The organism is uncultured Campylobacter sp. (assembly GCF_905371695.1).
GTDB lineage: Bacteria > Campylobacterota > Campylobacteria > Campylobacterales > Campylobacteraceae > Campylobacter_A.
On sequence record NZ_CAJPMA010000021.1, the window covers coordinates 1 to 21,564 of the forward strand.

The following is a 21,564-nucleotide window of genomic DNA, read 5'->3' on the forward strand; positions in this document are numbered from 1 at the left end:
TAGCGCCGCGAAGCCCACGACCTCGCCGCCTAAATCTTCGATGATTTTCGCGCTCTCTAACGCCGAGCCGCCCGTAGTGATAATATCCTCGCAAACGATAAATCGCTCGCCTTTTTTAACTTCAAAACCGCGACGCAGGCTCATAATTTTATTAACGCGCTCGGTGAAAATAAAGCGCTTTTTTGCGGCGCGCGCTAGCTCGTAGCCCGCCAAAATTCCGCCCAGAGCCGGCGAGCAGACGCTATTAAATTCTATCCCGCTTTTAGCGATGATCGCCGCTAGCTCCTCCGCCAAAACGCCCGCTAATCGCGGATCTTCTAGCACTTTCGCGCTTTGAAGATAAAACTGCGAATGCTTACCGCTTGAAAGCAGAAAATGCCCCTCTAAATACGCGCCCGCATCCTTGTAAATTTTTTCTAAATTCATCTTTGATCCTTTTTAATAAATAGCGTCGGCTCAACCCTGCTAAATTCGTAGCCGCTTTGCGTTTTTCTAATATCCGCGCTTTGCAAGACGAAATCGCCTAATTGCGTAGGAACTATCAAAATTTTATCCACTAAACCCTCTATATCGTCTTCCGTAAGCTCGTCCCGAGACCCTAAAATTTTACCTAAATGCTTGTTTAAATCCGCGCTAAAATTTAGCCCGTCCTCTTTAAAATCGATCGCGCACTCTTTGCCGCAATAAAAGCTTTCGCCCAGATAGATTATCCTCGCGCCGCTAGTATCGCCTAAAACTAAGCCGCTTTTTAAACGTAGGTAGAAATTTCGCGCCTCATAAAACCGAAATTCGGTTATATCGTCTAGTATTTTTAGCTCGCTTCCCAGCCTTTTTAAATCGCGAGCCAAATCTTGCAATTTATCGATTTTGCTTTCGTCCAGCCTCGCAAGATCTCTTTTGTTTTTTACGTTTAAGCTTTCAAGCATCAAGTTAAATCTAGAAAGCTGCGAATTTAGCGAAATTCGCTTAACGTCGGCTACGAAAAATAGCGCCAAAATCGCCGCGCAAAAAGCGATCGAAACGGCGTAAAATTTAATCCGCCTAAAAAGCCAAAAGGCGACGATAAGCGTAAAAAACGCAGACGCACAGATAAGCCAAATCCTGCTAGGCGTAAGCCCGTACTCGCTTACGCGCCTAATAACGCCGACCCACAAAAGCGCTGCGGGAGCTACGCAAAGCGCGGCGAAAAGCTCGTAAAATTTACTCCATCTGTCGCTTTTTACGACTGAGAAAATTCCACCGAGCAAAAAGCCGCAAATTAGATACGAAAGCACGATGTAGGCGACCCCACCCTTTGGCAGCTGCGCGCTTACGGCGATCTTTACGATATAAAAATGAAGCAAAACGGCGTAAACAAGCAGCGTGGGCGTAAGTAGATAATCGAAAATTTTACTCCAGAGCGAGACGTTAAATTTCGTATCACCGTCCGTTAAGTATAAAAATAGCAGCGTAGTAAGCGCGTAAAATAGCGCTAAAAGAACGTCCGTATCGAATAAATCGACGCCGAATAGATAGCCGATGCCGCCTAGCACCGTGCTTAAAAGCGTTAAAAACAGCATGCTAATCGCCGCGGCTAGGGCGAGATTTGCTATTATTAGAAGGGCGTTTTTTACGAATTTGGCGTCGTCTCTTTCGTAGCCTTTGCTAATTAGCATAATTACGGCGACTGCGCCTAGTGCGAAATTTTGCCCTTCTTCTAGCCTAAATACGAAAAAATAGGCACAAACGGGCGCAAGGAGCGAAAGACGGTGAGCAAGCATAAAACCGGACAGTGAGTAGGAAAATGCCAAAAACAGCGGTAAGGAGTAAAAAATAGCACTTATCTTGCCATCGTAATGCGCATCGAAATCGCCTCCGGAGCGCATAGATTGGTTAAACAAAAATAGGGCGCTAATCGCAAAAAGCAAGGCAAATTCGACTTTGTGTGCCGCGATCGTCGGCTTTATTAGTCGTAAAAAACGGAAATTCGGCGACATACTCTGCCCTATTAGTAAGATAGCACCCTAGCCACAATGAGCAGAGCGCCTAAAATTTTAAACTTTTAAAAGCTCGGCTTCTTTTTCTTTTACCGAAGCGTCGATTTTAGCGTTGTAGTTATCGGTAATTTTTTGCACTTCGGCCTCGGCCTTTTTTGCCTCGTCTTCCGTAATAGCTTTATCTTTTTCCAGCTTTTTTACCTCGTCGTTAGCGTCCTTTCGCACATTGCGCACGCTGATTTTGGCTTTCTCGCCCATCGCTTTGGCGTGCTTAGCGTTTTCTTGGCGCTGCTCGATCGTCATCGGCGGGAAAAATAGCTTCACGCACTCGCCGTCGGAGTTCGGATTTACGCCGATATTCGCGGCTTGGATCGCGGTAGAGATAACCTTGATCATCGGCTTTTCCCAAGGCGTAATCGTAATCGTAGAAGCATCGGTGGCTATCACGGTAGCAACTTGATTTAGCGGAGTTTGACTACCGTAATAATCCACGAAAACGTGATCTACGATATTAATATTAACTTTACCCGTGCGAAGCGTAGTGAAATCGCGCTTTAACGCGGCGATCGCTTTTTCGCAGGCGTCTTTTTGCTCGTCGTAAATTTTAGTTAGCATCTTTATCCTTATATTGAAATTTTCCCTAAATTTAAGTCCGAATTTTTAAAATTACTCGCTAGCCGGCGCATTCGAAACCGGCGCGGACGGCGCTGCCGGCGCGGTAGAAGGCGAAGAGGGAACTACTAACGACTTAGCGTCTACACTATCCACTAGCGAGCGCTTCATATCGGTATTATAGACGTATCCCAAAGCTAGCGTATTTAGGATAAAAATTACGCCTACGACGAAGGTAAATTTCGCTAAAAATCCCGCAGGACCTTTTGCGCCGAATAAACTTTCATTACTGCCGCTATAAGCGCCTAGGCCGATGGACGAGCTTTTTTGAAGCAAAACTGCGATCGTTAAAACGACGGCCAAGACGAATTGCAAAATTAAAAATAATAAACTCACTGAAATTCCTTTGAAATTTTGAGATAATTGGGTGCGATTATACAGAAAAAGATTTAAATTTTACGTTAAAGCCGCTTTTCTAGCTCGTAAAGCTCGTAGCGGACGGATTTAAAAAGTTCGGAATACTCTAAATTTAAGAGTTTAAAACACTCTTCAAGCACCCGCGCGCTTTCTTGAGCGCGCTTAAAATTTGCGGTAATAACGTCTTGTAAATTTTCGCGGATTTGCTCGGGTTTTGCGCTAGGACGCAATACGTCGCGCGCGGCGTCTCTAAATTTTAGGTATTCGTATGCGGGGATTTTTGCCTTATGGCGGAGAATTTTGATAGCGCGGGCGAAATCCGCGTCGTCAAAGACGAACCTTTTGATATCCTCGACGACGCGTAAGCCCTCTTTTAAGCGATTTAAATTCGCGTCTATTACGCGATAAATTCGCTCATCGTTATTCATCGCGTCCGAAAATTCCTAAAATTTGCAGAAGCGACGTGAAAAGATTTACGAAGTCTAAATAAAGCGCGACGGCGCCCTCGATAGGCGTTTCGTAGTTGCCACGAACGATATTTTGCGTATCGTAAAGGATGTAAGCGCTAAATAAAATAGCGCTAACGCTTGCGATGGCTAGCTGAAATAGCGTGCTGTGAACGAAAATATTAATGATAGCCGCGGCGATAACAACGATAAGAGCTATAAATAAAAATTTGCCCATCGTCGTAAAATCACGCTTAGTATTCATCGCAAATACGCTTAACGCGCCGAACGCCACGGTCGTGAGTCCAAACGCCTGCGCCACGATAGCCGCGCCGCTAGGCAAGCCCAAAACGCTATAAAGCAACGGAGTAAGCGTAAGACCGCTAACAAACGTAAACGCGAAAAGCAGCACTAAATTTAATCCCGCTTTGCGTTTAGCCGCCATTAGTCCGAAAAGTAGAGCTATTTCAAGCGCGAAAAGCCCCCAAAACAGCAGCCCGCGCGTGGCAAATACGCTCGCCGCGCTAATACCCACGTAAGCTCCCGCGGTAGCCGCTAGCAGACTCGCCGCAAATAGCTGGTAAGTCTGCTTAATAAACGTACTAAGCGAGCTTTGCGAATACTCTACCTCTTGCTCGCTATGAGCGTCGTTTGCGTAATTTCTATCGTATAAACTCATATTGTTCTCCTTTTTAAAATTTGGCGCAAATTTAGCCAAAAATAGGTAAATAATACTTTAAAATCCGCTTAATATCAGCGGCAAAACGGGGTTTATTCAAATTTTAAAGAAAATCGCTATAATCCGCGAAAAATTTATAGGAGAAACGATGGGTACTTTACTAGACGGTGCGGTAAAATTTATGGAAGAGGATTTTTTAGAACATAAGGAGCTTTTTGAAAGCCTAGGCGACAAGCAAGTCCCGCACACGCTATTTATCGGTTGCATCGACTCGCGCGTGGTGCCTAATATGATAACCAACACGATGCCAGGCGACCTCGTCGTCGTGCGAAATATCGCCAATATCGTGCCGCCCTACCGCAAAAGCGAAGAATTTTTAGCCACCACTTCGGCGATAGAATACGCCATTCAAACGCTAAACGTAAAAAACGTCATCGTTTGCGGGCACAGCAATTGCGGCGGCTGCGCGGCGCTTTGGCAAGACGAGGCGAAATTTCAAAAAACGCCCAACGTTAGGCGATGGCTAGACCTGATGTCCTCCGTCAAAATGCAGGTGCAAGCGGTTTTCGGCGATAACTTGGCGAAACGCGAGTGGCTGACCGAACGGTTAAATTTAATCAATTGCTACTCGAATTTACTCACGTACCCCGGCGTAAACGAGAGATTAAAAGACGGGGACGTTAAAATTTACGTCTGGCATTACATCATAGAAACGGGCGAAATTTATAACTACGATTTTAGCTCAAATACCTTTAAACTACTCGGGGTAGAAAAATGAGCAAAGTTTTATTAATCTTACTTATATGCCTGAATTTCGCGGTAGCCGACGATAGCGCCGATCAAAACGAAAGTAACATAATCAACGTAACCCAACAAATTCAAGCCATAAATGCGCAAATTCAAATTTTAAAAAGCCAAGTCGATGAAAACTCTACCGACTCGGCATCGAATTTATATAAGCTAAACGACCGAAAAAGCAAGCTTTTATCGCAAATTCCGTTTTCGGTAATGCAAATCGACGTAAAGCAAAGCGATCTTGATAAATTCGAAGCTCAAAAGTTAAAGGTCGAGAAAAACGTCGAGAAATACGGTAAAAGCGGCAATAAAAATTTATACGTTAAAAATGCCGTCGAGCTTGAGAAGATGAAAATCGCGCAGACTTATTACGGTACGATGATAAAGCTTGAAGAGCTGTTTAAAAACGGAGCTAAAAATTCGCAAATTCAAGAGCTAGTCGAGGACGGATTGTTAAATTTACAAACTAGCTCTTACGTCGCGATAAAAGATCTAAAAAGTACGCTTGAAGGCGGAAATTTAGACGAGTACAACGTCGCGTTGGACGAGCTTGATCTGCAAAAGCAAACGAGCGAGGAAATATTAAATTATTTAAAGGAAAACGCCGCTCTTTTAAGCTCGACGCTCTTCGTTTCGGAGCTAAATTTAAAAACGACGATCGATTATATAAACGACAAGCTCGGGGTAAATCCGCAAAAATTTAACGTCGGCAAAATAATAATTTCGTTTTTGGTTTTCGCGTTTTTCGTTTCGCTAACGAGGATTTTAGTTAAAATTTCTTACTGGCTGTTTTTGTCGTTCTTTACCAAAAATGTCCACGCAGAAGCGATAAAAGAACAGGTTTTAATGATTATAGAGCGCCCTATTTCGGCGCTTTTAATTATCTATGCGCTAAATATGTGCGCCGGCATTTGGTATTATCCCGTCCCGATGCCTATAAAATTCGCTACTTTTTTCGCGATCGTATACACCGTTGCATTCGGCTGGTTGGTGCTAACTTTGCTAAACGGCTACGGACTGCTTTTAATCGGCGAAATAGCCAAAAAAAGCGGACGCAAAGAGGTCATAAATTTAGTCCTAAAAATTATTTATTTTATCGTGATAATAATCACGCTATTGATGGTTTTAAGTCGTCTCGGATTTGATATTTCCGCATTCGTGGCCTCGCTTGGGATCGGCGGTTTGGCCGTAGCTTTCGCGGCAAAGGATATAATCGCGAATTTCTTCGCGTCGGTGATGCTGCTTTTTGATAATTCGTTTTCGCAAGGCGACTGGATCGTATGCGGCGACATCGAGGGAACGGTCGTGGAGATCGGGCTTAGAAAAACGACCGTGCGGACCTTTGATAACGCCCTTATATTCGTGCCAAACTCAAAGCTAGCTAGCGATCCGATCCGAAACTGGAGCAGGCGAAAGATGGGACGACGCATCAGGATGCTAATCGGACTAGAATACAGCGCCACGACCGAGCAGATCAAAAAGTGCGTCGATGAGATCAAGCAGATGCTAATCGACCATCCAGACATCGCAAAGGGCGACGATATGGGCTCTAAAAAGGCTAGCAGATATGACCGCGGTATCGTCTCGATCGACGATCTAGCGGGGTATAAGTCGAATTTATTCGTCGTCGTGGACGAGTTTGCCGATAGCTCGATAAATATCCTCGTGTACTGCTTTTCAAAGACGATAGTTTGGGGCGAGTTTTTGGCCGTCAAAGAGGACGTGATGCTAAAAATAATGAATATCGTAGAGGCCAACGGGCTGGGCTTTGCCTTTCCTAGCCAAAGCCTATACGTCGAAGAAGTGAAAAAATAATTTTAAAGGAGAGAAAATGAGCGAAGAATTTGACTACGAAGAGGAAGATTTGGAGGAAGAATACTCCGAATTTGACGACGAGGATGAAGACGGGGGTTTTGGAGGCGGCGGCTACGACTATTCTTACGACGAGAACGATTACAGCTACGACGACGATAGCGACGAGGACTCCGAGAGCTACGATACTTACTAAATCTTGACGTGAATTTTAGGGGGAATTTTGGCGCGAGGCTTCGTCGATCAGGATAGTTATAAAGCAGTCGAGGATATTTATAGGCTACTTTTGGGAATTTTAATAGTCGGGAACGCGATTGGCGCCGCCCTAATATCGCTCGTAAATTTTACGACCGGCGCGACTTGCTTTGCGTTTTTGCTAGCGGCGATCTACGCGCGGACGAAAATAGACGTAAAGCACAGGCGCCTGCTTTGCGCGCTATTTCACGCAAACGTAGTAATTGTAACCGTCGTAAGCGTGATAAATATCGGCTGGGGTTATCATCTTTGGATTATCGTCGTCGGCGCTATATTTATCAGCTACTTTCTAAATTTCGGCTCAAAGCCCGTCACCTACTGTGTGGCCGCAATCGAGCTAGGCGTTCTCATCGCGCTTTATTTAACGTATAAAGACGCGCCCGTAAATATGCCAAAAACGCTGCTTCTTACGTTTAATACCATGAATATTATTTTGATATTTTATGCCGTGCTTCGTTTATCGATATTCGCGGACATCGTCGCGGCAAAGGGCTACAAGCAAGCCAGAGAAGAAAAAGAGCGCTTTGAAGAGCTTTCTAAGCATGACTTTTTAACCGGTTTGCTAAACCGCCCGAGCGTAGAAAAGGCGCTAAGATACGAGATAAAAATGCTAAAAGATAGACGCGCGGGGTCGAATTTAGTCGTGCTACTGGGCGATATAGACGGCTTTAAGGGCATAAACGACACTTACGGGCACGACGCCGGAGATAAGACGATCAAACAAGCCGCGGATACTTTGCTAGCGACGTTTCGAAACGACGATAAAATTTGCCGCTGGGGCGGGGAGGAATTTTTAATACTCATGCCGGACGCCGATGCCGATTCTATCCGCAAAATCACGACCAGACTCACTAAAAATATAAATTTTATCAAGCTTCCTAGCGGAGATAACCTAAGCATGACCTTTGGAATGTTAATCTGCGTAAGCGGCGTAAATACGAATTTTAGCTACGTAATAAATCGCGCCGACGAGCTGCTTTACGCCGGCAAGAAAAAGGGCAAAAACAGAATAGAAATGGAAATTTTAAGCGATGCGACGACTTCTAAGAATAATAAAAGCTAACGCCGAAGTCCCGTTTTTCCTTAAAATTTTAATAGGATTGATTTTATGTATCCATGCGGTATATCTTGCGACTTTTTGCGCGATGGGCGAAAAAATTTTGATCTACGCGGGCGTGTTCTCGCTAGCGACTTATCTTTTCGCGCTAAAACTAATCTTTGATAGCAAAGATAGCTCAAAGCTCGTAATCGCCGTTATCCAAATCGCTATTTTGCTACACGCGCTGATTTGTGAAGTCATTTTGGGCTGGGGATACGGCTTTGAGCTTATATTTTTAATCTCTACGATAATGCTGTTTTTCTCCCCGTTTAGCTATAAAAGGCTAAATTATTCGCTAATTACGCTGCAAATTTTTACCGCTGCGATGTGCTACGTTAGTCTCGGCGGCGAGGCGATTAGGCCGCCCGACGCGTGGCGGGACGCGCTTTTTATATTTAACCTAATCGCGGTTTGCTTTTTATCGCTTATCATCTCTTATTTTTTAGAAATCTTAAACGCCTTTGCGTTTTTAAACGTTTTAGAACAAAAGGAGCACGTTAAGCAAAATTTTCTGCTCGATCCGCTAACGAAGCTACTTAACCGCGCGTCCATGCAAAATATCCTAGACGGCGACGGGAAAATTTTCGGCGCGAAATTTGCCGTCGTAATGGGCGATATAGACGACTTCAAAAAGATAAACGACGCCTACGGGCACGGCGCGGGCGACGCTACGCTAATAAGTATCGCCGAAATTTTAAAAGGCGCGCTTAAAGAAACCGACCTCGTCGCGCGCTGGGGCGGGGAGGAATTTTTGGCCATACTGCGAGACGCCGATGCGCGAGACGCCGTAGCCGCAGTGGAGCATATAAAAGATAAGCTAAATCAAAACGCCGTAGAATTTCAAAGAGCGAGCATAAAGGCTACTATGACTTTTGGCGTCGTAACGCTGCAAGAAGGCGAAAATTTTAATCTAAAAGCCATGATAAAGCAAGCCGACGAGCTGCTTTACAAAGGTAAGCGAAGCGGGAAAAACAAAGTCGTAAGCGCAAAATTCGACCCTAGCGGGATCTAAATTTCCCCGCCGTTTAGCGGGGAATTAGCTAGCTTAGTTGCCGTACATTAAATTCGGTAGCCAAAGCGAAATTTCAGGGATGTAGGTGATTATCACCAGTCCGATAAATAGCGTCAGCGTCCACGGTAAGCACGATATAATGACGTCTTTTAGATTCATGCCCGTTAGCCCGCTAGCGACGAATAAATTTAGCCCCACTGGCGGCGTAATCATACCGATCTCCATGTTTACGATTAGTACGATTCCAAAATGCACCGGATCGATGCCTAGCGTCGTAGCTATCGGTAATAAAAGCGGCACCATGATCATAACGACCGACGAAGGCTCCATAAACTGCCCCATGATAAACAGCAAGATATTTACTAGTATCAAAAAGCCGATCTTGCCGATATTAGCCGCTAGCATCGCGTCCGATATCGCCTGCGGAATCTGCTCGCTGGTAAGCAAGTAAGCAAACACGACGGCGTTCGCGATAATGAAAAATATCATCGCCGTAGTCATCGCGCTATCAAGGCAGATGTCCCACAAATCTTTAAATTTTATGTCGCGGTAAACGAACAACGAAATAATTAACGCATACACCGCGCTTGCCGTAGCCGCTTCAGTAGGCGTGAAAATTCCGCCGTAAATTCCGCCGATTACGACCACGACGATGAGCAGCGCCCAAAAAGCTTTGCCGAATTTCTTAAAGCGTTCGCCGATACTCTCGGGCGCCGTAGCTTTAAAGCCCAGACGCTTCGCGCCGAGATAAGTCTGCGCAAGCATCATACCTCCTAGCATTAGCCCCGGTATCACGCCCGCCATAAATAGCTTTCCGATGCTAACCTCGGCCGTCACGCCGTAAACGATCATAACGACCGAAGGCGGGATCAAAATACCTAGCGAGCCTGCGGTCGTAATACCTCCCACGGCGTATTCTTTGGGGTAGCCCGCCTCTTTAATCGCCGCAAACATAATAGATCCTATCGCGACGACGGTCGCAGGCGAACTGCCCGAAACGGCCGCAAATATAATACAAGCAAATATCGCGCTCATCGGCAAACCGCCCGGCAAATGTCCGACCATCGACTTTGCAAAATCTATAATACGCCTAGCCGACCCGCCTTTGCTCAGCAAATTTCCCGCTAAGATAAACATAGGAATCGCCATGAGCGAAAATTTGTTAATCCCGTCAAATATGAGCTGAGGTATCGTCGCTACGTCCAGATCGGTAAACAATAGCATCGTAAGCACGGTACTGGCGCCAAGAGAGATAGCCACCGGCACGCCGATAAGCATCAGCCCGAAGAGCGAAATAAATAAAAACGCTATACTCATTCGCTCCCCCTTATTTCTTTACGACCGAGTCATGGACCATCTCGGCTTCGGCGTTAATGATTACTTTATCCGCGGGCGTAGTGGCAATCTGGAAAATTTTCTCTCCGGCGCGGTAGCTAGCGCCCAAAAACGCGATCGGCAACACCAGCATAGGTATCCACTGCGGCACGCCCAGATCCACGCTCATAAAATCAAGCTCGACCATCACTTGTAAATACTGCACGCTATACGCCGTGATAAATAGTAAAAACGCCGTAGTCAGCACGCTTGAAAATATAAGATATGCCTTGGCGATAACGGGCGGAAATTTCTCGATTAGAATCGTAACGCTAATGTGAATTCCTTTTCTAAACCCGTAAGCCGCCGCGAAAAACGCCGACCATATAAAAAAGTAATTCGTAAGCTCGCCGGCCCAAGACCAACCGCTGTTAAAGCAATATCTCATAACGACGTTGATAAATGCTAGCAGCGTACCCGCAGCGATGCCTAGCACGGCGACGGTTTTATTAACCGACGCTATGCCGACGTCTAGGATTTGAAAAAATTTTACCATTTTTAGTCGCCTTCTCCCTTTGCTTATTTGGCTGCCTGAGTTTTTTCGATCAAGTCTTTGCCAATCACGTCGTAAAATTTAGGATAGATCGGCTGCATCGCTTCGTTCCATTTCGCGCGGGTAGCGTCGTCGATCTTAAAAATTTCTAGCTTTTTAGTATCGGCTGAGTATTGTTGTAACGCTTCGATGATTTTCGCATCCTCTTGCGCAGTCTCGGCTCGCTCGAAATCAGTCGCCTCTTTCATAGCTTGATTTACGTTAGCCTTTAAATCCTCGGGCAAGCTTTTCCAAAATTTCTCGCTAACAACGACTAAATAGCCCAAATATCCGTGAGAAGAGAGCGTAAGCGAGCTTTGAACCTCGTGAAATTTGGAGTTGTAAAAATTTGAAAGCGGATTTTCGGTCGCGTCCACTACGCCTTGTTGAAGCGCGCTATAAACTTCCGAGAACGGCAATACCTGCGGATTTCCGCCGACGGCTTTAATCTGCTCTTCTAACACTTTCGAACTTTGAATACGAAATTTTTGCCCTTTTGCATCTTCCGGATTAACGACGGCTTTTTTAGACGAACTAAAATGCTTAAATCCCGCATCCCAATAATCAAGCGCTACGAAGCCTTTTTTAGTAACTAGATCTTTTAGCGCCTTGCCCACTTCGCCGTCTTGAACCTTGTGGAGGTGATTTTCGTCGGCGAATATAAACGGTAGGTCAAATAGCTGAAACTGCGGCACTATCGGCGTAAATTTAGAAAAACTCGGAGCCGCCATCTGTACGTTGCCCAGTTTTAGCGCGCCGAATACGCGATCGTCGTCGATTAGCTGAGCCGACGGGAATACTTGAACTTTCACCTTACCGGCGCTAAGCTCTTCGACGCGCTTAGCAAAAAAGTCCGCGGCTTTGCCTTTGGGCGTAGAAGCGGAGACTACGTGAGCGAATTTGATGGTGTAGGTTTTATCCGCCGCGAACGCGCCCGCCGCAAGAGCGCAACTAACGATGATCGAAGGTAAAATTTTCATTTTTTGTCCTTTTTATTGAGTTGTCGTGAGGTGAATTATAAATGAAAATTTCGGATTTTCATTTATTTTGTTACTATTAGTTACATTTAAATTTTTATAGTGTGTAAAATAGTAACATAAAAATAAGTCAAAATTTATCTTAAAAAGGAATTTTTGTTAAAATGTTATGATATAATCACTCCGCAAAACGAAATTTCATATAAAGGATAAGAAATGTTTAAACTAAGAGAACTTCCGTTTGATCCAAAATTAAACGAAATAGTAAGCGAGCAAACCTGTAATTATCACTACGGCAAGCACCACCAAACCTACGTGAATAACCTAAACAACCTAATCGCGGGCGGAGAGTTCGAAAACGCCGGACTTTTTGAAATCCTAACCAAAAGCTCGGGCGGCCTTTTTAACAACGCCGCGCAGGTTTACAACCACGACTTTTATTGGGACTGCATAGCTAAAAAAAGCGAACCTAGCGCCGAGCTAAAAACCGCGCTTAGCGTAAATTTCGCCGATTTTAAGGGTGAGTTTATCAAAGCCGCTACGACGCTTTTCGGCTCGGGCTGGACGTGGCTGGCACTAAATCCCGCAAACGGTAAGCTTGAAATCATCCAAACTTCAAACGCCGCCACGCCCGTAACCGAAGGCAAAGTACCGCTCTTAGTCGTAGACGTTTGGGAACACGCCTATTATATAGATAATTTTAACGCACGCCCAGCGTATTTGGAGAAATTTTACGATAATATCAACTGGGACTTCGTGTCCACCGCTTACGAATGGGCAAAAAAAGAGGGTCTGAGTTCGGTAAAATTTTACATAGACGAGCTTCACGGCAAAAAATGCGGAAGCTGCGGCTGTCATTAAACGTTTAAATTTTAGGTGCTTCGTCGCCTAAAATTTAACTCCGCTCGGGCGTAAATTTTAAAATTTTAATCAATTTGTCTTGCTTGCTCGTAGAAACGCGCCTAATTGCGACGAATTTATCCCGCAGCCGAGCTCGGCGGATAATTCTACTCCACATCCGCTGCCTCGCCGCCGAAATTTTACAAACTCCGCAAAACCCGCAAAACGGGCAACGTAGCCTAAGTTTCAAAAAAGCTCGAAAAACTAACGCGAATCCGCGAAATTTTAAAAACAAAAGGCGAGAGAAAGTAGCGAAAGTACGAGTAGCGCCCGCCAGGAATTTTGGACGGGACTAGACGGATAGCTTGCTGCGGTCTTAAATTTCGTCTACTCGCGACTAGAAGCAAAGCGCCGCAAAACCTCTCAAAAGCGCTAGCAAGACGCCGAGCTAAATTCTAAAATTCCAGATTTTAGGCGATCTAACCCCTCTTGCACCCTCGATCGCTGCGTCGCGATATTCATACGTAAAAATCCCTTCCCGCCGCGATACGCATTGCCATCGTTTAGCCAAAGCTTCGCGTTTTTGAGCAAAAACTGCTGCAAAATCGTGCTATCCTCGCATACCCGCGAGCAATCTAGCCACAAAAGATACGTCGCATCGCTCGCTACGAGCCGCACGCCTAGATTTTCGCGCTCCAAAAACTCCGCTACGAGCCGCTTATTTTCGTAGATATACGCCCGCAGCTCGTCCAGCCACTCTTCGCCCTTTTCAAACGCCGCGATCGCCGTTACGTAGGCAAACGCGTTGCCCTCGCCGACCTCGTCCGTGCTTATCGCGCGGCTCATTCTAGCGCGTATTTTAGGGTTCGGCGCGATGACCGCAGCCGTTTGAAATCCGGCGATATTAAACGCCTTCGTAGGCGCTACGCAAGTGATCGAGTTTTGGCGGCATTTTTCGTTTACGCTAGCATAGGGTACGTAGCGCGCGTCAGGATCGGTTAGGTCGCAGTGAATTTCGTCAGAGAGCACCAAAACGCCGTACTTCTCGCACATATCGCCGATTTTTTCAAGCGTAGCCCTATCCCAAATTTTACCGACGGGGTTTTGCGGATTGCATAAAATAAATAGCGTAGTAAGCGGGTCCGCAAGCTTGCTTTCAAGATCGGCTAGATCCATCCCGTACTCGCCGTTTTCGTATTTTAGCTCGTTTATTAAAACCTGCCTACCGTTATTTTCGATGCAGCTAAAAAATAGATGATACACGGGCGCTTGCACTACGATTTTGTCGCCGATTGAGGTAAATTTCCGCACCGCCGAGCTCATCGCGGGCACCACGCCCGAGCAAAATATCGCGCTTTCGGGCGTAAATTCGACTCCGTGTCTACGCCTCCACCATCCGCATACCGCCTCGCTCCACTCGCGCGGCGGCGTCGTGTACCCGAATACTCCGTTATCCAGCCGCTTTTGCGCGGCGGCTAAAATTTCGGGTGCGGCTTTAAAGTCCATATCCGCCACCCACATCGGCAGCACGCGCTCGTTTCGCCATTTAGACGAGTTCGTACCGCCGCGGTCTATAATTTCGTCAAAATCGTATCTCATCGCTTTCCTTTTTTTACTCGCAAATTTCGCGCCTACGCCTCTACGCCGTTTCCGGTTAGGTAAAATTTGCGCCCCGCGACGTAGTGCAGGCATCTAAGCGCGTCGTCCGCTTCGCCGAATTTCCATCTGCCGTTTTCAAAAATTTTATCGTCCGCGTAAGCCGCGACTACGTCCGCTAGAAGTAGGTCAAACTCGCTAACTGCCGCGCTTTGGGGTAAAATTTTACATATCATCCACGCCGCGCAGCCTTCCACCAGCGGTACATCGAGTCCGCCTTCAAAAAACAGCTTCGCGCCGCAAATTTCAAGCTTATCCGCCCTGTCGTTTCGACTTATTTCGCCGAGATCCAGCGTCATTTTAGCTTGCGCGGCGGTCGGCACGCTAACGGCGAAATATCCGCTCGCGTCGATCAATTTTCTAGTAAAATGCGAGCTATCCACCACGACCGAAACGCGGCTATAATCTAACGGACAAAGCCAAGACGCCGCCATTACGTCCGTCTCGTCGCCCGATTTTGCCGAGACTAGCGCCGCTGGACCGTGATTGATTAGCCTATACGCCTTGCTCAAATCAACGGGTTTTATCATATTCGCTCCTTTAAATTTTCGTAATTTTAGCGCCCAATGTTTAAATTTGCTATAATTTTAAAAAATTTTAAAGGACGAACGTGAAAATTTTAGAGAATAAAACGCGCGCGAAAAACGCTTTGTTTGCCGCCGCGGGACTTATGATAGCGGGCGCGTGGGCGAAATTTAGCCTACAAAGCGCGGCGGGCGTATTTGCGGTAGCCGTCGGAGCGATTAGCGCGCTATTTTGCGTAAAGAAGCTATTTTCGGACGGATTTTTAGAAATTTCCGGCGACGGCTGGATAATAAGAAAAGGCGGCAAGGAAGTAAAATTTGGCTTCGAGGAGGCTAGCGAATTCGCGTTAAAAACGATCGAGCCCAAAAGCGGCGTAAAAATTTTGATCGTAAAATTTAAAGCGCTAGATAAAGATAAAATCAGCGGTCTAATGCAGCCCGTTAGCGACGACGAGGCGGCGTTTTTTAACTCTTACGAAAAATCTATCGAGGAGATTAAAAACGCCCTAAACGAAAATTTCAGATCCTTTAAAAGAGGAAAATAATAAAAAATTTTAAAATTTGGAACGCCTTTTGCTTAGAAATCTGCGAAAATTTCTAAAACAAAAAGGATAAATTATGATGAGATCGCTTTGGTCGGGCGTTTCGGGTATGCAAGCGCACCAGATCGCAATCGACGTAGAGGGCAACAACATAGCCAACGTTAATACCGCGGGCTTTAAATATTCTCGCGCGAATTTTTCGGACATTTTAAGCCAAACGCCAAGGGTAGCTACCGCTCCGCAAGGCGAGCTGGGCGGACAAAACGCGATGCAAATCGGCCTTGGAACGTCGATAAATTCGACGACTAGAATTTTCTCGCAAGGCACGCTGACTTCGACCGATAAAAACACCGACTTAGCGCTTCAAGGCAATGGCTTCTTCGTCGTTAGTCCCGACGGCGGCACTACGCGCTACTACACTAGAAACGGCGATTTTTTACGCGATAAGGCGGGAAATTTCGTAAACGAAAGCGGCCATATCGTGCAAGGCTGGACGCGCGACGAAGAAACCGGCACGATAGATACCACCGCGCCTATTAAAAATATCGTCATCAAAGAGGGCTTAACTACGCCCGCGCGCGCCACGAAAGAGATGAGAGTAAAGGGTAACCTAGACTCGGGCAACGCGATAGGTAATCGCTCTACGCCTATTTATTCGTTAGACTCGGTAACCGGCGGCAGGGACTTCGACGGCGACGATCTAAGAAGCAACTCCGAAATCCATAGCGAAAACGACGTAAACGCGAACGAATTTTACACTAATGCCAAAAACGAACAGGTGCTAACCGAGCGTGGCGTGGATCTCGGCGTAACGTTTAACGAGCTCGGCAACGGGCTTGCGCTTCGCGACGGACAGGGTATATGGGTCAGCTACGCAAACGCCGTTACTAAAAACCCGTTTTCAATCGGTAGCACGAACCCCGCGAACATCGGCCAATTTACCACCCCGCAAACGCTAAACATCACGTTAAACAATACGACTATAACGGCTACGGTTAATAACATTTCAGAAGTCGCCGCCGCTATCAACGCGCAGTATAATAACACCGGCGTGCGCGCCGAAATTTCGGAAGGCTACAAGCTAACTTTAATCAACCGTAATAACTCGGGAACCACGGCGAATACCAAAAATATCCACCTAGTGGTAAACGGCACGGATTCCACCGGTATGGCTGCGGGCACGCACGGCGGCACGCTAAATATCATCACGGCGTATCAATATAAATATAATAGCTCAAGCGTAACGGCTAACCACCAAGCAAACGACGGCATCCCTCGCTCGGTACATACTACGGAGGACTTGCGCGCGGCGATACAAAAAGATATGCGCGCCTACGTAGATTATAACGGCGACGGAATGCTAGGCGGCGCAGCGATCGGAACGCCTCCGTCGCTAACGGCGGGCGAAGCGATCCTCGCGGCATCGGACGCAGCAAAACTAGCCGAGAAAACATATAACGTGAAATATAATACGGACGTAAATAACGGCATCCCAGCAGCTACCGCTGTAACGAATGCGATAGCAGAAGTACAAAGTAAATTATCGGGCAATTACCTAGCCGCCTATAATGCCGGTCCAGCTATTGCTAAACACGAGAACGGACTAGCCGCTATAACTTCTAGCACTGATAAGATTACCGCCACAAATGCCTACAACAATGCCTTTAAAGCATCTATCGCATTAGGCAACAACGTCCCGACAGCGGTAGCGGCAGGTATAGCAGCAGTAACGGCATCAGGAATAAGCACCGCTAGTTTAACCGCATATAACGCGGCAACTGCTACAGCTGAACAGGGGCATGCGGCAGGCATTAAAGGAATTTTATCCATCCTTGATACATCTGACCTAAACGACGGAGCAAAGCTAACTGTAAATAAACAAGGTCAATACCAGCTAGAAAATCCCGCCAGTAGTAGAGCCGATCAGCCGATTTATATGACGGTAACTGGGCTTACGCAAGAGGCATCTAGCGGCGGCAACGCGATTAGCGAAAACACCAAGCTTACGACTATTATGAGCGCGCTAGAAGGCGCGATGAGCTCTGGTCAAGCTGTGCGAACCAGCGGCGCGCTGATGATGTCTAGCCACGGCGCTACGGCCGAAATTTACGACTCGTTAGGCTCAAAGCACACCGTTAGCATCAAATGGGCGAAAACTGGTACCACGAGCGACGGCGGCACCGAATGGAGCATGATAATTCAAGTACCGGAACCCGCCGAGATCAACTTTTCAGGCTCGGGCCCTAGAAACGTGCTAACCGGCTCGCTTCGCTTTAATTCAAACGGCTCGCTAGCCAGCTTTAACCCGGCCGGTTTTAGCTTTACGGCAAACAACGGCTCTGCCGCCGGCCAAAGCGTAAGGCTAAATTTCGGCCTAGGAACGGATTTTAACGGATTAACGAGTTTCGATAAAAAATCTTCCACCGACTCCATAGCCCAAGACGGCTACGCGGGCGGCACGCTAACGAACCTAAAAGTCGACGAAAACGGCACGATAATCGGCACGTTCTCAAACGGCAAGAGCTTCGGACTGGCGCAAGTAGCGGTAGCGACGTTTACGAATCAAGAGGGCTTGCATGCCGAAGGCGAAAACGTCTTTTCGATGACGTCAAACTCGGGCGAAGCGGTTATCGGCACCGCAGGAAGCGGCGATAAAGGCACGATAGCCGCGGCTAAACTCGAAGCGAGTAACGTCGATCTAAGTCGCGCGCTAACGCAGCTAATCGTAATCCAGCGCGGCTATCAGGCAAACTCCAAGACGATAACCACGAGCGACGAGATGCTAAATACGCTATTGCAGCTTAAAAACTAAAATTTCTAATACGGCGCGGTCTTTGCGGATCGCGCTCGCTTCTTAAAATTCGCTTCTTAACTTTTCCATTGCTCTTTGCAAAATTTATTGCGATTTGATAGATAATAAACTATTTTCGTCAAGGAGGTCAAAAACACAGATATATAAAAATCGGAAAATTTTTGCCGACTAGCGTCAAAATCGCGCTTAGCAAGGATAACGTAATTTTTTCGGTAATAAAATCAGACTTATTCGCATCCGAATTTTAGTCCGTCGCTCTTTTTAGGATTATCCCGCTTTTATCGCAGGATAATCGCCTTAGTAAAATTTCAAGCCAAAAGAGCGAATTTATTTTAGCAACCCGCTTGATTTTAGCATATTCGTAATCTCCTTAACATCGGCCGCTCCCTGGCGGCAAGCGGATTCTTGCTCCTCTTTGCTTAGCTTTTTTATCTGCGCATAGTCGGCCTCAAACTCTTTTTTCGTTTTTTCAGCGCTAAACTCCTTGTTGTTCTCCGCTTTGGCTTGTTTTGCCATCGCTTCGATAAACTCGTAAGAAACCTTTTCGTACTCTTTGCAAGCGGCAGGCGTTTCTGCGGCCGCCAAATGTCCGGCAAAAGCGCAAAGCGCGACTAAAATTAGCGATTTTTTCATATTTTTCCTTTTTTTGAAGTGCGAGCGCATTGTAGTAAAATTTAGCTAAATTTTGCCTCGCAGCGCGATCGTTTCGCTAAAAGTTATCTCGCGGGCGTAAAATTTTACTCCGGACAAATTTTGCGATCAAATTCGGTGAATACGGAGGAAGTAAATTTGCGCTCAAATTCGACGAATTGTAAATTTGAACGCAAAAGCATAAGCGGAAGTATCGCGGAGCAAATTTGCTTGTTTTCTACTCCGCTACGCTCGTAGCTAAAAAAGAAAAAGTAAAATTTGAGCGTGCGCTAGACATATAGCCTGCGGAGCGAAAATTTTACGAGATCAAGCAAAGATGCCCGCGAGACGACGCACCGCCAAAAAACGTAAGCGGAAGTATTTTACAGAAACATTTTGCTTCGCAAAAACACTACGCTTGTTTTAAGATGATTTTTGTGGTTGCGACGTAAAATTTCGGCGTAGATAGATAGAACATATAGTTCATCAAGCCGAAATTTTACTAGCTCTACAAAAAGCGCTCAAAAGACGACGCATTAAATACTTTGTAGGATTTTTGGTTTTGAAAACGCCGTAATCGGCCTAATCTCTCCTTTAAATTTCTCGACCTGCGCTAGCGCGGTGTGAGCCGAGTTGCTTTGCGCTAGGCTTGAAGTGCCTTTGTCGCGTGTTAGGACGTTTACGCAGCCGTGCTGGCATAGGCTCTTTTCGCCCCAATTTTCCGGGTCGTACCACGCGCCCTCGCAGATAGCTATGACGCTTTGCGGCACGACGTCGGTTACTAAAACGCCGGTTAAAATTTCGCCTCTACCATTAAATACGCGCGCTATATCGCCCGTAGCTAGACCGCGCTCTTTGGCGTCTTTCGGGTTGATTAGCATCGGTTCGCGTCCGCTAACTTCGGCGAAATTTCTAATAATCGAATTGTTTAGCTGGCTGTGCAGGCGGTAGCGAGAGTGCGGGCTGACGATATGCAGCGGATACTTCTTGCTCGCGTTGCCTAGCCATTCAAAAGGCTCGATCCACGCAGGGTGCGCAGGGCAGTCGGCATAGTTCATCTTCGCTATCGTCGGCGAGTATAGCTCGATTTTACCCGACGGAGTTCCTAAACGGTTTTTAGCCGGATTTTCGCGGAAGGCGGCTAGGCGAGTGTAGAGCGCGTTGCTCTCGTCGTCTTTTTCAAATCTCACGAATCCTTTTTCGTAAAATTCCTCAAAGCTAGGCATGCTTAAATTTAGCCCCTTGGCCTGCTCGGCCGCGTCGGCATAAAATTCCTTCATCCAGCCAAGCTCGTCCTTGCCCTCGCTAAACGCCTCGCCGTAACCCCAGCGTTTGCAAATTTGCTCGCAGATCCAAAAGTCGCTCTTACTCTCGCCCATCGGCGCGATGACGGGCTTATAGGCTACGATATATTCGCCGCTGTCGCCGGTTTGGTTTATATCGTTACGCTCCACTTCGATAGCTACGGGTAGTACGATGTCGCTAAATTTCGCCGTGCTGGTCCAATAAGGCTCGGCGGTGATGACGGTTTCGAATTTTCTCCACTGCTTGACGGCGTTGTTTACGTCTTGATGGCGCGTAAACATCGAGCCTGAGGCCATATACGCCACTCTCATGCGAGGTAGTTTAATCTTCGTGCCGTCGTAGTCGATCTCTTTGCCGGGATACTCTAAGGCCTCGATGCTGCGAGAGGACGGAATGGTGACGTTTTTAGCGTCTTTCCAAGGAGCCTTGCCTAAATTTTCGTATTTTTCGCTAATGCGCGTGCTGATGCCTTTTAGCGTCGGCGAAATTTTATTCGTCATACCGCCCGAGTCGTATCCTAGGCTAAACTCAAAGCCAAGGCCTTCTTTACCGATGTAGCCTAGCATCGCGTTAAGAGCTATAAGCGCCCAGAAAGGCTGCTCGCCGTGGTCGGCTCTTTGAAGCGCGCGGCCTATAAGGATAGTCGTCGGTTCTTTGGCTAGCGCCTCGGCGAAGCTTTTTATCTTATCCGCCGCTACGCCGCAAATTTTACTCGCCCACTCCGCGTCCTTTACGACTTTGTCGGTCTCGCCCGTAAAGTATTCTTTAAATTTATTAAATCCGACGGTGTATTTTTTGATAAATTCCTCGTCGTAGAGCTTGCTTGTAAACAGATGGTGGCACATGCCGATAATTAACGCCGCGTCGGTATTAGGGCGTACGATGATATTTTCGGAGCCGAAGTAGCGCGCCGTATCGTTTACCATCGCGTTTACGCTATATGTTTTAATGCCCGATTTTTTAAGCTCTTTTATACCTACGTAGCCCTCGTGAGTAGGAGGCACGGATGAAATTTGATTTGTTACGATAGGATCGGTCGCCCAAAATACGACGTTTTTAGCGTTTTTAACTATCGCCGCCCACTTAGTCGGCGTATCGTAAACCGCGCTTGAGCCTAGCACGTGAGGCATGATAACCAGACCCGCCCCCGTCGAATAATCGCCGCTTTCCTCCACGTAGCCGCCTAAAATTTTAAGCATCCTGTGAGCGACCGTACGCCCCCAGCTGACCTTGCCGCTGCCGCCCCACCAGTAGCACTCACCGTAGATC

Annotated in this window: 21 protein-coding genes; 8 read left to right on the forward strand and 13 right to left on the reverse strand. The window is 46.8% G+C overall.

Features of this window, described 5'->3' with window-relative positions; all coding sequences use genetic code 11:
- The 6 genes from pyrE to QZ147_RS03225 all read right to left on the reverse strand — a co-directional run.
- Nucleotides 1-426 (reverse strand): orotate phosphoribosyltransferase (pyrE, locus tag QZ147_RS03200; RefSeq protein WP_295146866.1); only part of this gene is annotated, 426 nt, incomplete at its 3' end.
- Entirely contained in the window at nucleotides 423-1,976 is a 1,554-nt protein-coding gene (locus tag QZ147_RS03205) for a DUF4153 domain-containing protein (protein WP_295146867.1), read from the reverse strand. The genes QZ147_RS03205 and pyrE, both read right to left, overlap by 4 nt.
- Before the next feature lie 57 nt (nucleotides 1,977-2,033).
- The gene (frr, locus tag QZ147_RS03210; RefSeq protein ID WP_295146868.1) at nucleotides 2,034-2,591 is read right to left on the reverse strand and encodes a ribosome recycling factor; all 558 of its coding nucleotides are present in this window, start codon (nucleotides 2,589-2,591) and stop codon (nucleotides 2,034-2,036) included.
- Between the two features lie 51 nt (nucleotides 2,592-2,642).
- Nucleotides 2,643-2,984 (reverse strand): preprotein translocase subunit SecG, encoded by a 342-nt coding sequence (gene secG, locus QZ147_RS03215; protein ID WP_295146869.1) that lies wholly within the window; start codon nucleotides 2,982-2,984, stop codon nucleotides 2,643-2,645.
- 65 nt (nucleotides 2,985-3,049) lie between these two features.
- Complete coding sequence (locus tag QZ147_RS03220) at nucleotides 3,050-3,433, reverse strand: thiamine-phosphate pyrophosphorylase (protein ID WP_295146870.1); 384 nt, start codon at nucleotides 3,431-3,433, stop codon at nucleotides 3,050-3,052.
- Entirely contained in the window at nucleotides 3,426-4,130 is a 705-nt protein-coding gene (locus tag QZ147_RS03225) for a Bax inhibitor-1/YccA family protein (protein ID WP_295146871.1), read from the reverse strand. The genes QZ147_RS03220 and QZ147_RS03225 overlap by 8 nt, the downstream gene beginning before the upstream one ends.
- Nucleotides 4,131-4,278: 148 nt before the next feature.
- On the opposite strand from QZ147_RS03225, the gene QZ147_RS03230 reads away from it, so the two are divergent.
- From QZ147_RS03230 to QZ147_RS03250, 5 genes are read left to right on the forward strand one after another with little or no spacing between them, the layout of a single operon-like run.
- Entirely contained in the window at nucleotides 4,279-4,908 is a 630-nt protein-coding gene (locus QZ147_RS03230) for a carbonic anhydrase (RefSeq protein ID WP_295146872.1), read from the forward strand.
- Nucleotides 4,905-6,740, forward strand: a complete 1,836-nt coding sequence (locus QZ147_RS03235; protein WP_295146873.1) for a mechanosensitive ion channel family protein — start codon at nucleotides 4,905-4,907, stop codon at nucleotides 6,738-6,740. The genes QZ147_RS03230 and QZ147_RS03235 overlap by 4 nt, the downstream gene beginning before the upstream one ends.
- A 16-nt stretch (nucleotides 6,741-6,756) precedes the next feature.
- Entirely contained in the window at nucleotides 6,757-6,933 is a 177-nt protein-coding gene (locus QZ147_RS03240) for a hypothetical protein (RefSeq protein WP_295146874.1), read from the forward strand.
- Nucleotides 6,934-6,960: 27 nt separating this feature from the next.
- Nucleotides 6,961-8,055, forward strand: coding sequence for a GGDEF domain-containing protein (locus QZ147_RS03245; protein WP_295146875.1), 1,095 nt, complete (start codon nucleotides 6,961-6,963; stop codon nucleotides 8,053-8,055).
- A complete protein-coding gene (locus QZ147_RS03250; RefSeq protein ID WP_295146876.1) occupies nucleotides 8,024-9,103 on the forward strand; it encodes a GGDEF domain-containing protein in 1,080 nt (359 codons plus the stop codon). Before QZ147_RS03245 ends, QZ147_RS03250 begins: the two co-directional genes overlap by 32 nt.
- Nucleotides 9,104-9,136: 33 nt before the next feature.
- On the opposite strand, the gene QZ147_RS03255 is transcribed toward QZ147_RS03250, so the two are convergent.
- From QZ147_RS03255 to QZ147_RS03265, 3 genes are read right to left on the reverse strand one after another with little or no spacing between them, the layout of a single operon-like run.
- A complete protein-coding gene (locus QZ147_RS03255; RefSeq protein WP_295146877.1) occupies nucleotides 9,137-10,420 on the reverse strand; it encodes a TRAP transporter large permease subunit in 1,284 nt (427 codons plus the stop codon).
- 10 nt (nucleotides 10,421-10,430) lie between these two features.
- Nucleotides 10,431-10,973 (reverse strand): TRAP transporter small permease, encoded by a 543-nt coding sequence (locus tag QZ147_RS03260; protein WP_295146878.1) that lies wholly within the window; start codon nucleotides 10,971-10,973, stop codon nucleotides 10,431-10,433.
- A 23-nt stretch (nucleotides 10,974-10,996) separates the two neighbouring features.
- A complete protein-coding gene (locus QZ147_RS03265) occupies nucleotides 10,997-11,989 on the reverse strand; it encodes a DctP family TRAP transporter solute-binding subunit (protein WP_295146879.1) in 993 nt (330 codons plus the stop codon).
- Between the two features lie 213 nt (nucleotides 11,990-12,202).
- Between QZ147_RS03265 and sodB the strand changes: the two genes are divergently transcribed.
- Entirely contained in the window at nucleotides 12,203-12,847 is a 645-nt protein-coding gene (gene sodB / locus QZ147_RS03270; protein ID WP_295146881.1) for a superoxide dismutase [Fe], read from the forward strand.
- 411 nt (nucleotides 12,848-13,258) lie between these two features.
- Here sodB and QZ147_RS03275 read toward each other — a convergent pair whose 3' ends face one another.
- Nucleotides 13,259-14,425 carry a MalY/PatB family protein gene (locus QZ147_RS03275; RefSeq protein WP_295146883.1) on the reverse strand — a complete coding sequence of 389 codons (1,167 nt, stop codon included), beginning with the start codon at nucleotides 14,423-14,425 and terminating at the stop codon, nucleotides 13,259-13,261.
- A gap of 32 nt (nucleotides 14,426-14,457) precedes the next feature.
- Nucleotides 14,458-15,012: a flavin reductase gene (locus QZ147_RS03280; protein WP_295146885.1), complete on the reverse strand. Its 555-nt coding sequence runs from the start codon at nucleotides 15,010-15,012 to the stop codon at nucleotides 14,458-14,460.
- An 80-nt stretch (nucleotides 15,013-15,092) separates the two neighbouring features.
- On the opposite strand from QZ147_RS03280, the gene QZ147_RS03285 reads away from it, so the two are divergent.
- Together QZ147_RS03285 and QZ147_RS03290 are read left to right on the forward strand one after the other, a co-directional pair.
- Entirely contained in the window at nucleotides 15,093-15,551 is a 459-nt protein-coding gene (locus tag QZ147_RS03285) for a molybdate transport repressor (protein WP_295146887.1), read from the forward strand.
- 73 nt (nucleotides 15,552-15,624) lie between these two features.
- Nucleotides 15,625-18,360 (forward strand): flagellar hook-basal body complex protein, encoded by a 2,736-nt coding sequence (locus QZ147_RS03290; protein WP_295146888.1) that lies wholly within the window; start codon nucleotides 15,625-15,627, stop codon nucleotides 18,358-18,360.
- Between the two features lie 327 nt (nucleotides 18,361-18,687).
- Here QZ147_RS03290 and QZ147_RS03295 read toward each other — a convergent pair whose 3' ends face one another.
- Both QZ147_RS03295 and QZ147_RS03300 read right to left on the reverse strand, forming a co-directional pair.
- Nucleotides 18,688-18,993 carry a DUF5339 family protein gene (locus tag QZ147_RS03295; RefSeq protein WP_295146890.1) on the reverse strand — a complete coding sequence of 102 codons (306 nt, stop codon included), beginning with the start codon at nucleotides 18,991-18,993 and terminating at the stop codon, nucleotides 18,688-18,690.
- 533 nt (nucleotides 18,994-19,526) lie between these two features.
- On the reverse strand, nucleotides 19,527-21,564 hold a 2,038-nt coding region (locus tag QZ147_RS03300; protein WP_295146892.1), incomplete at its 5' end, for a molybdopterin-dependent oxidoreductase.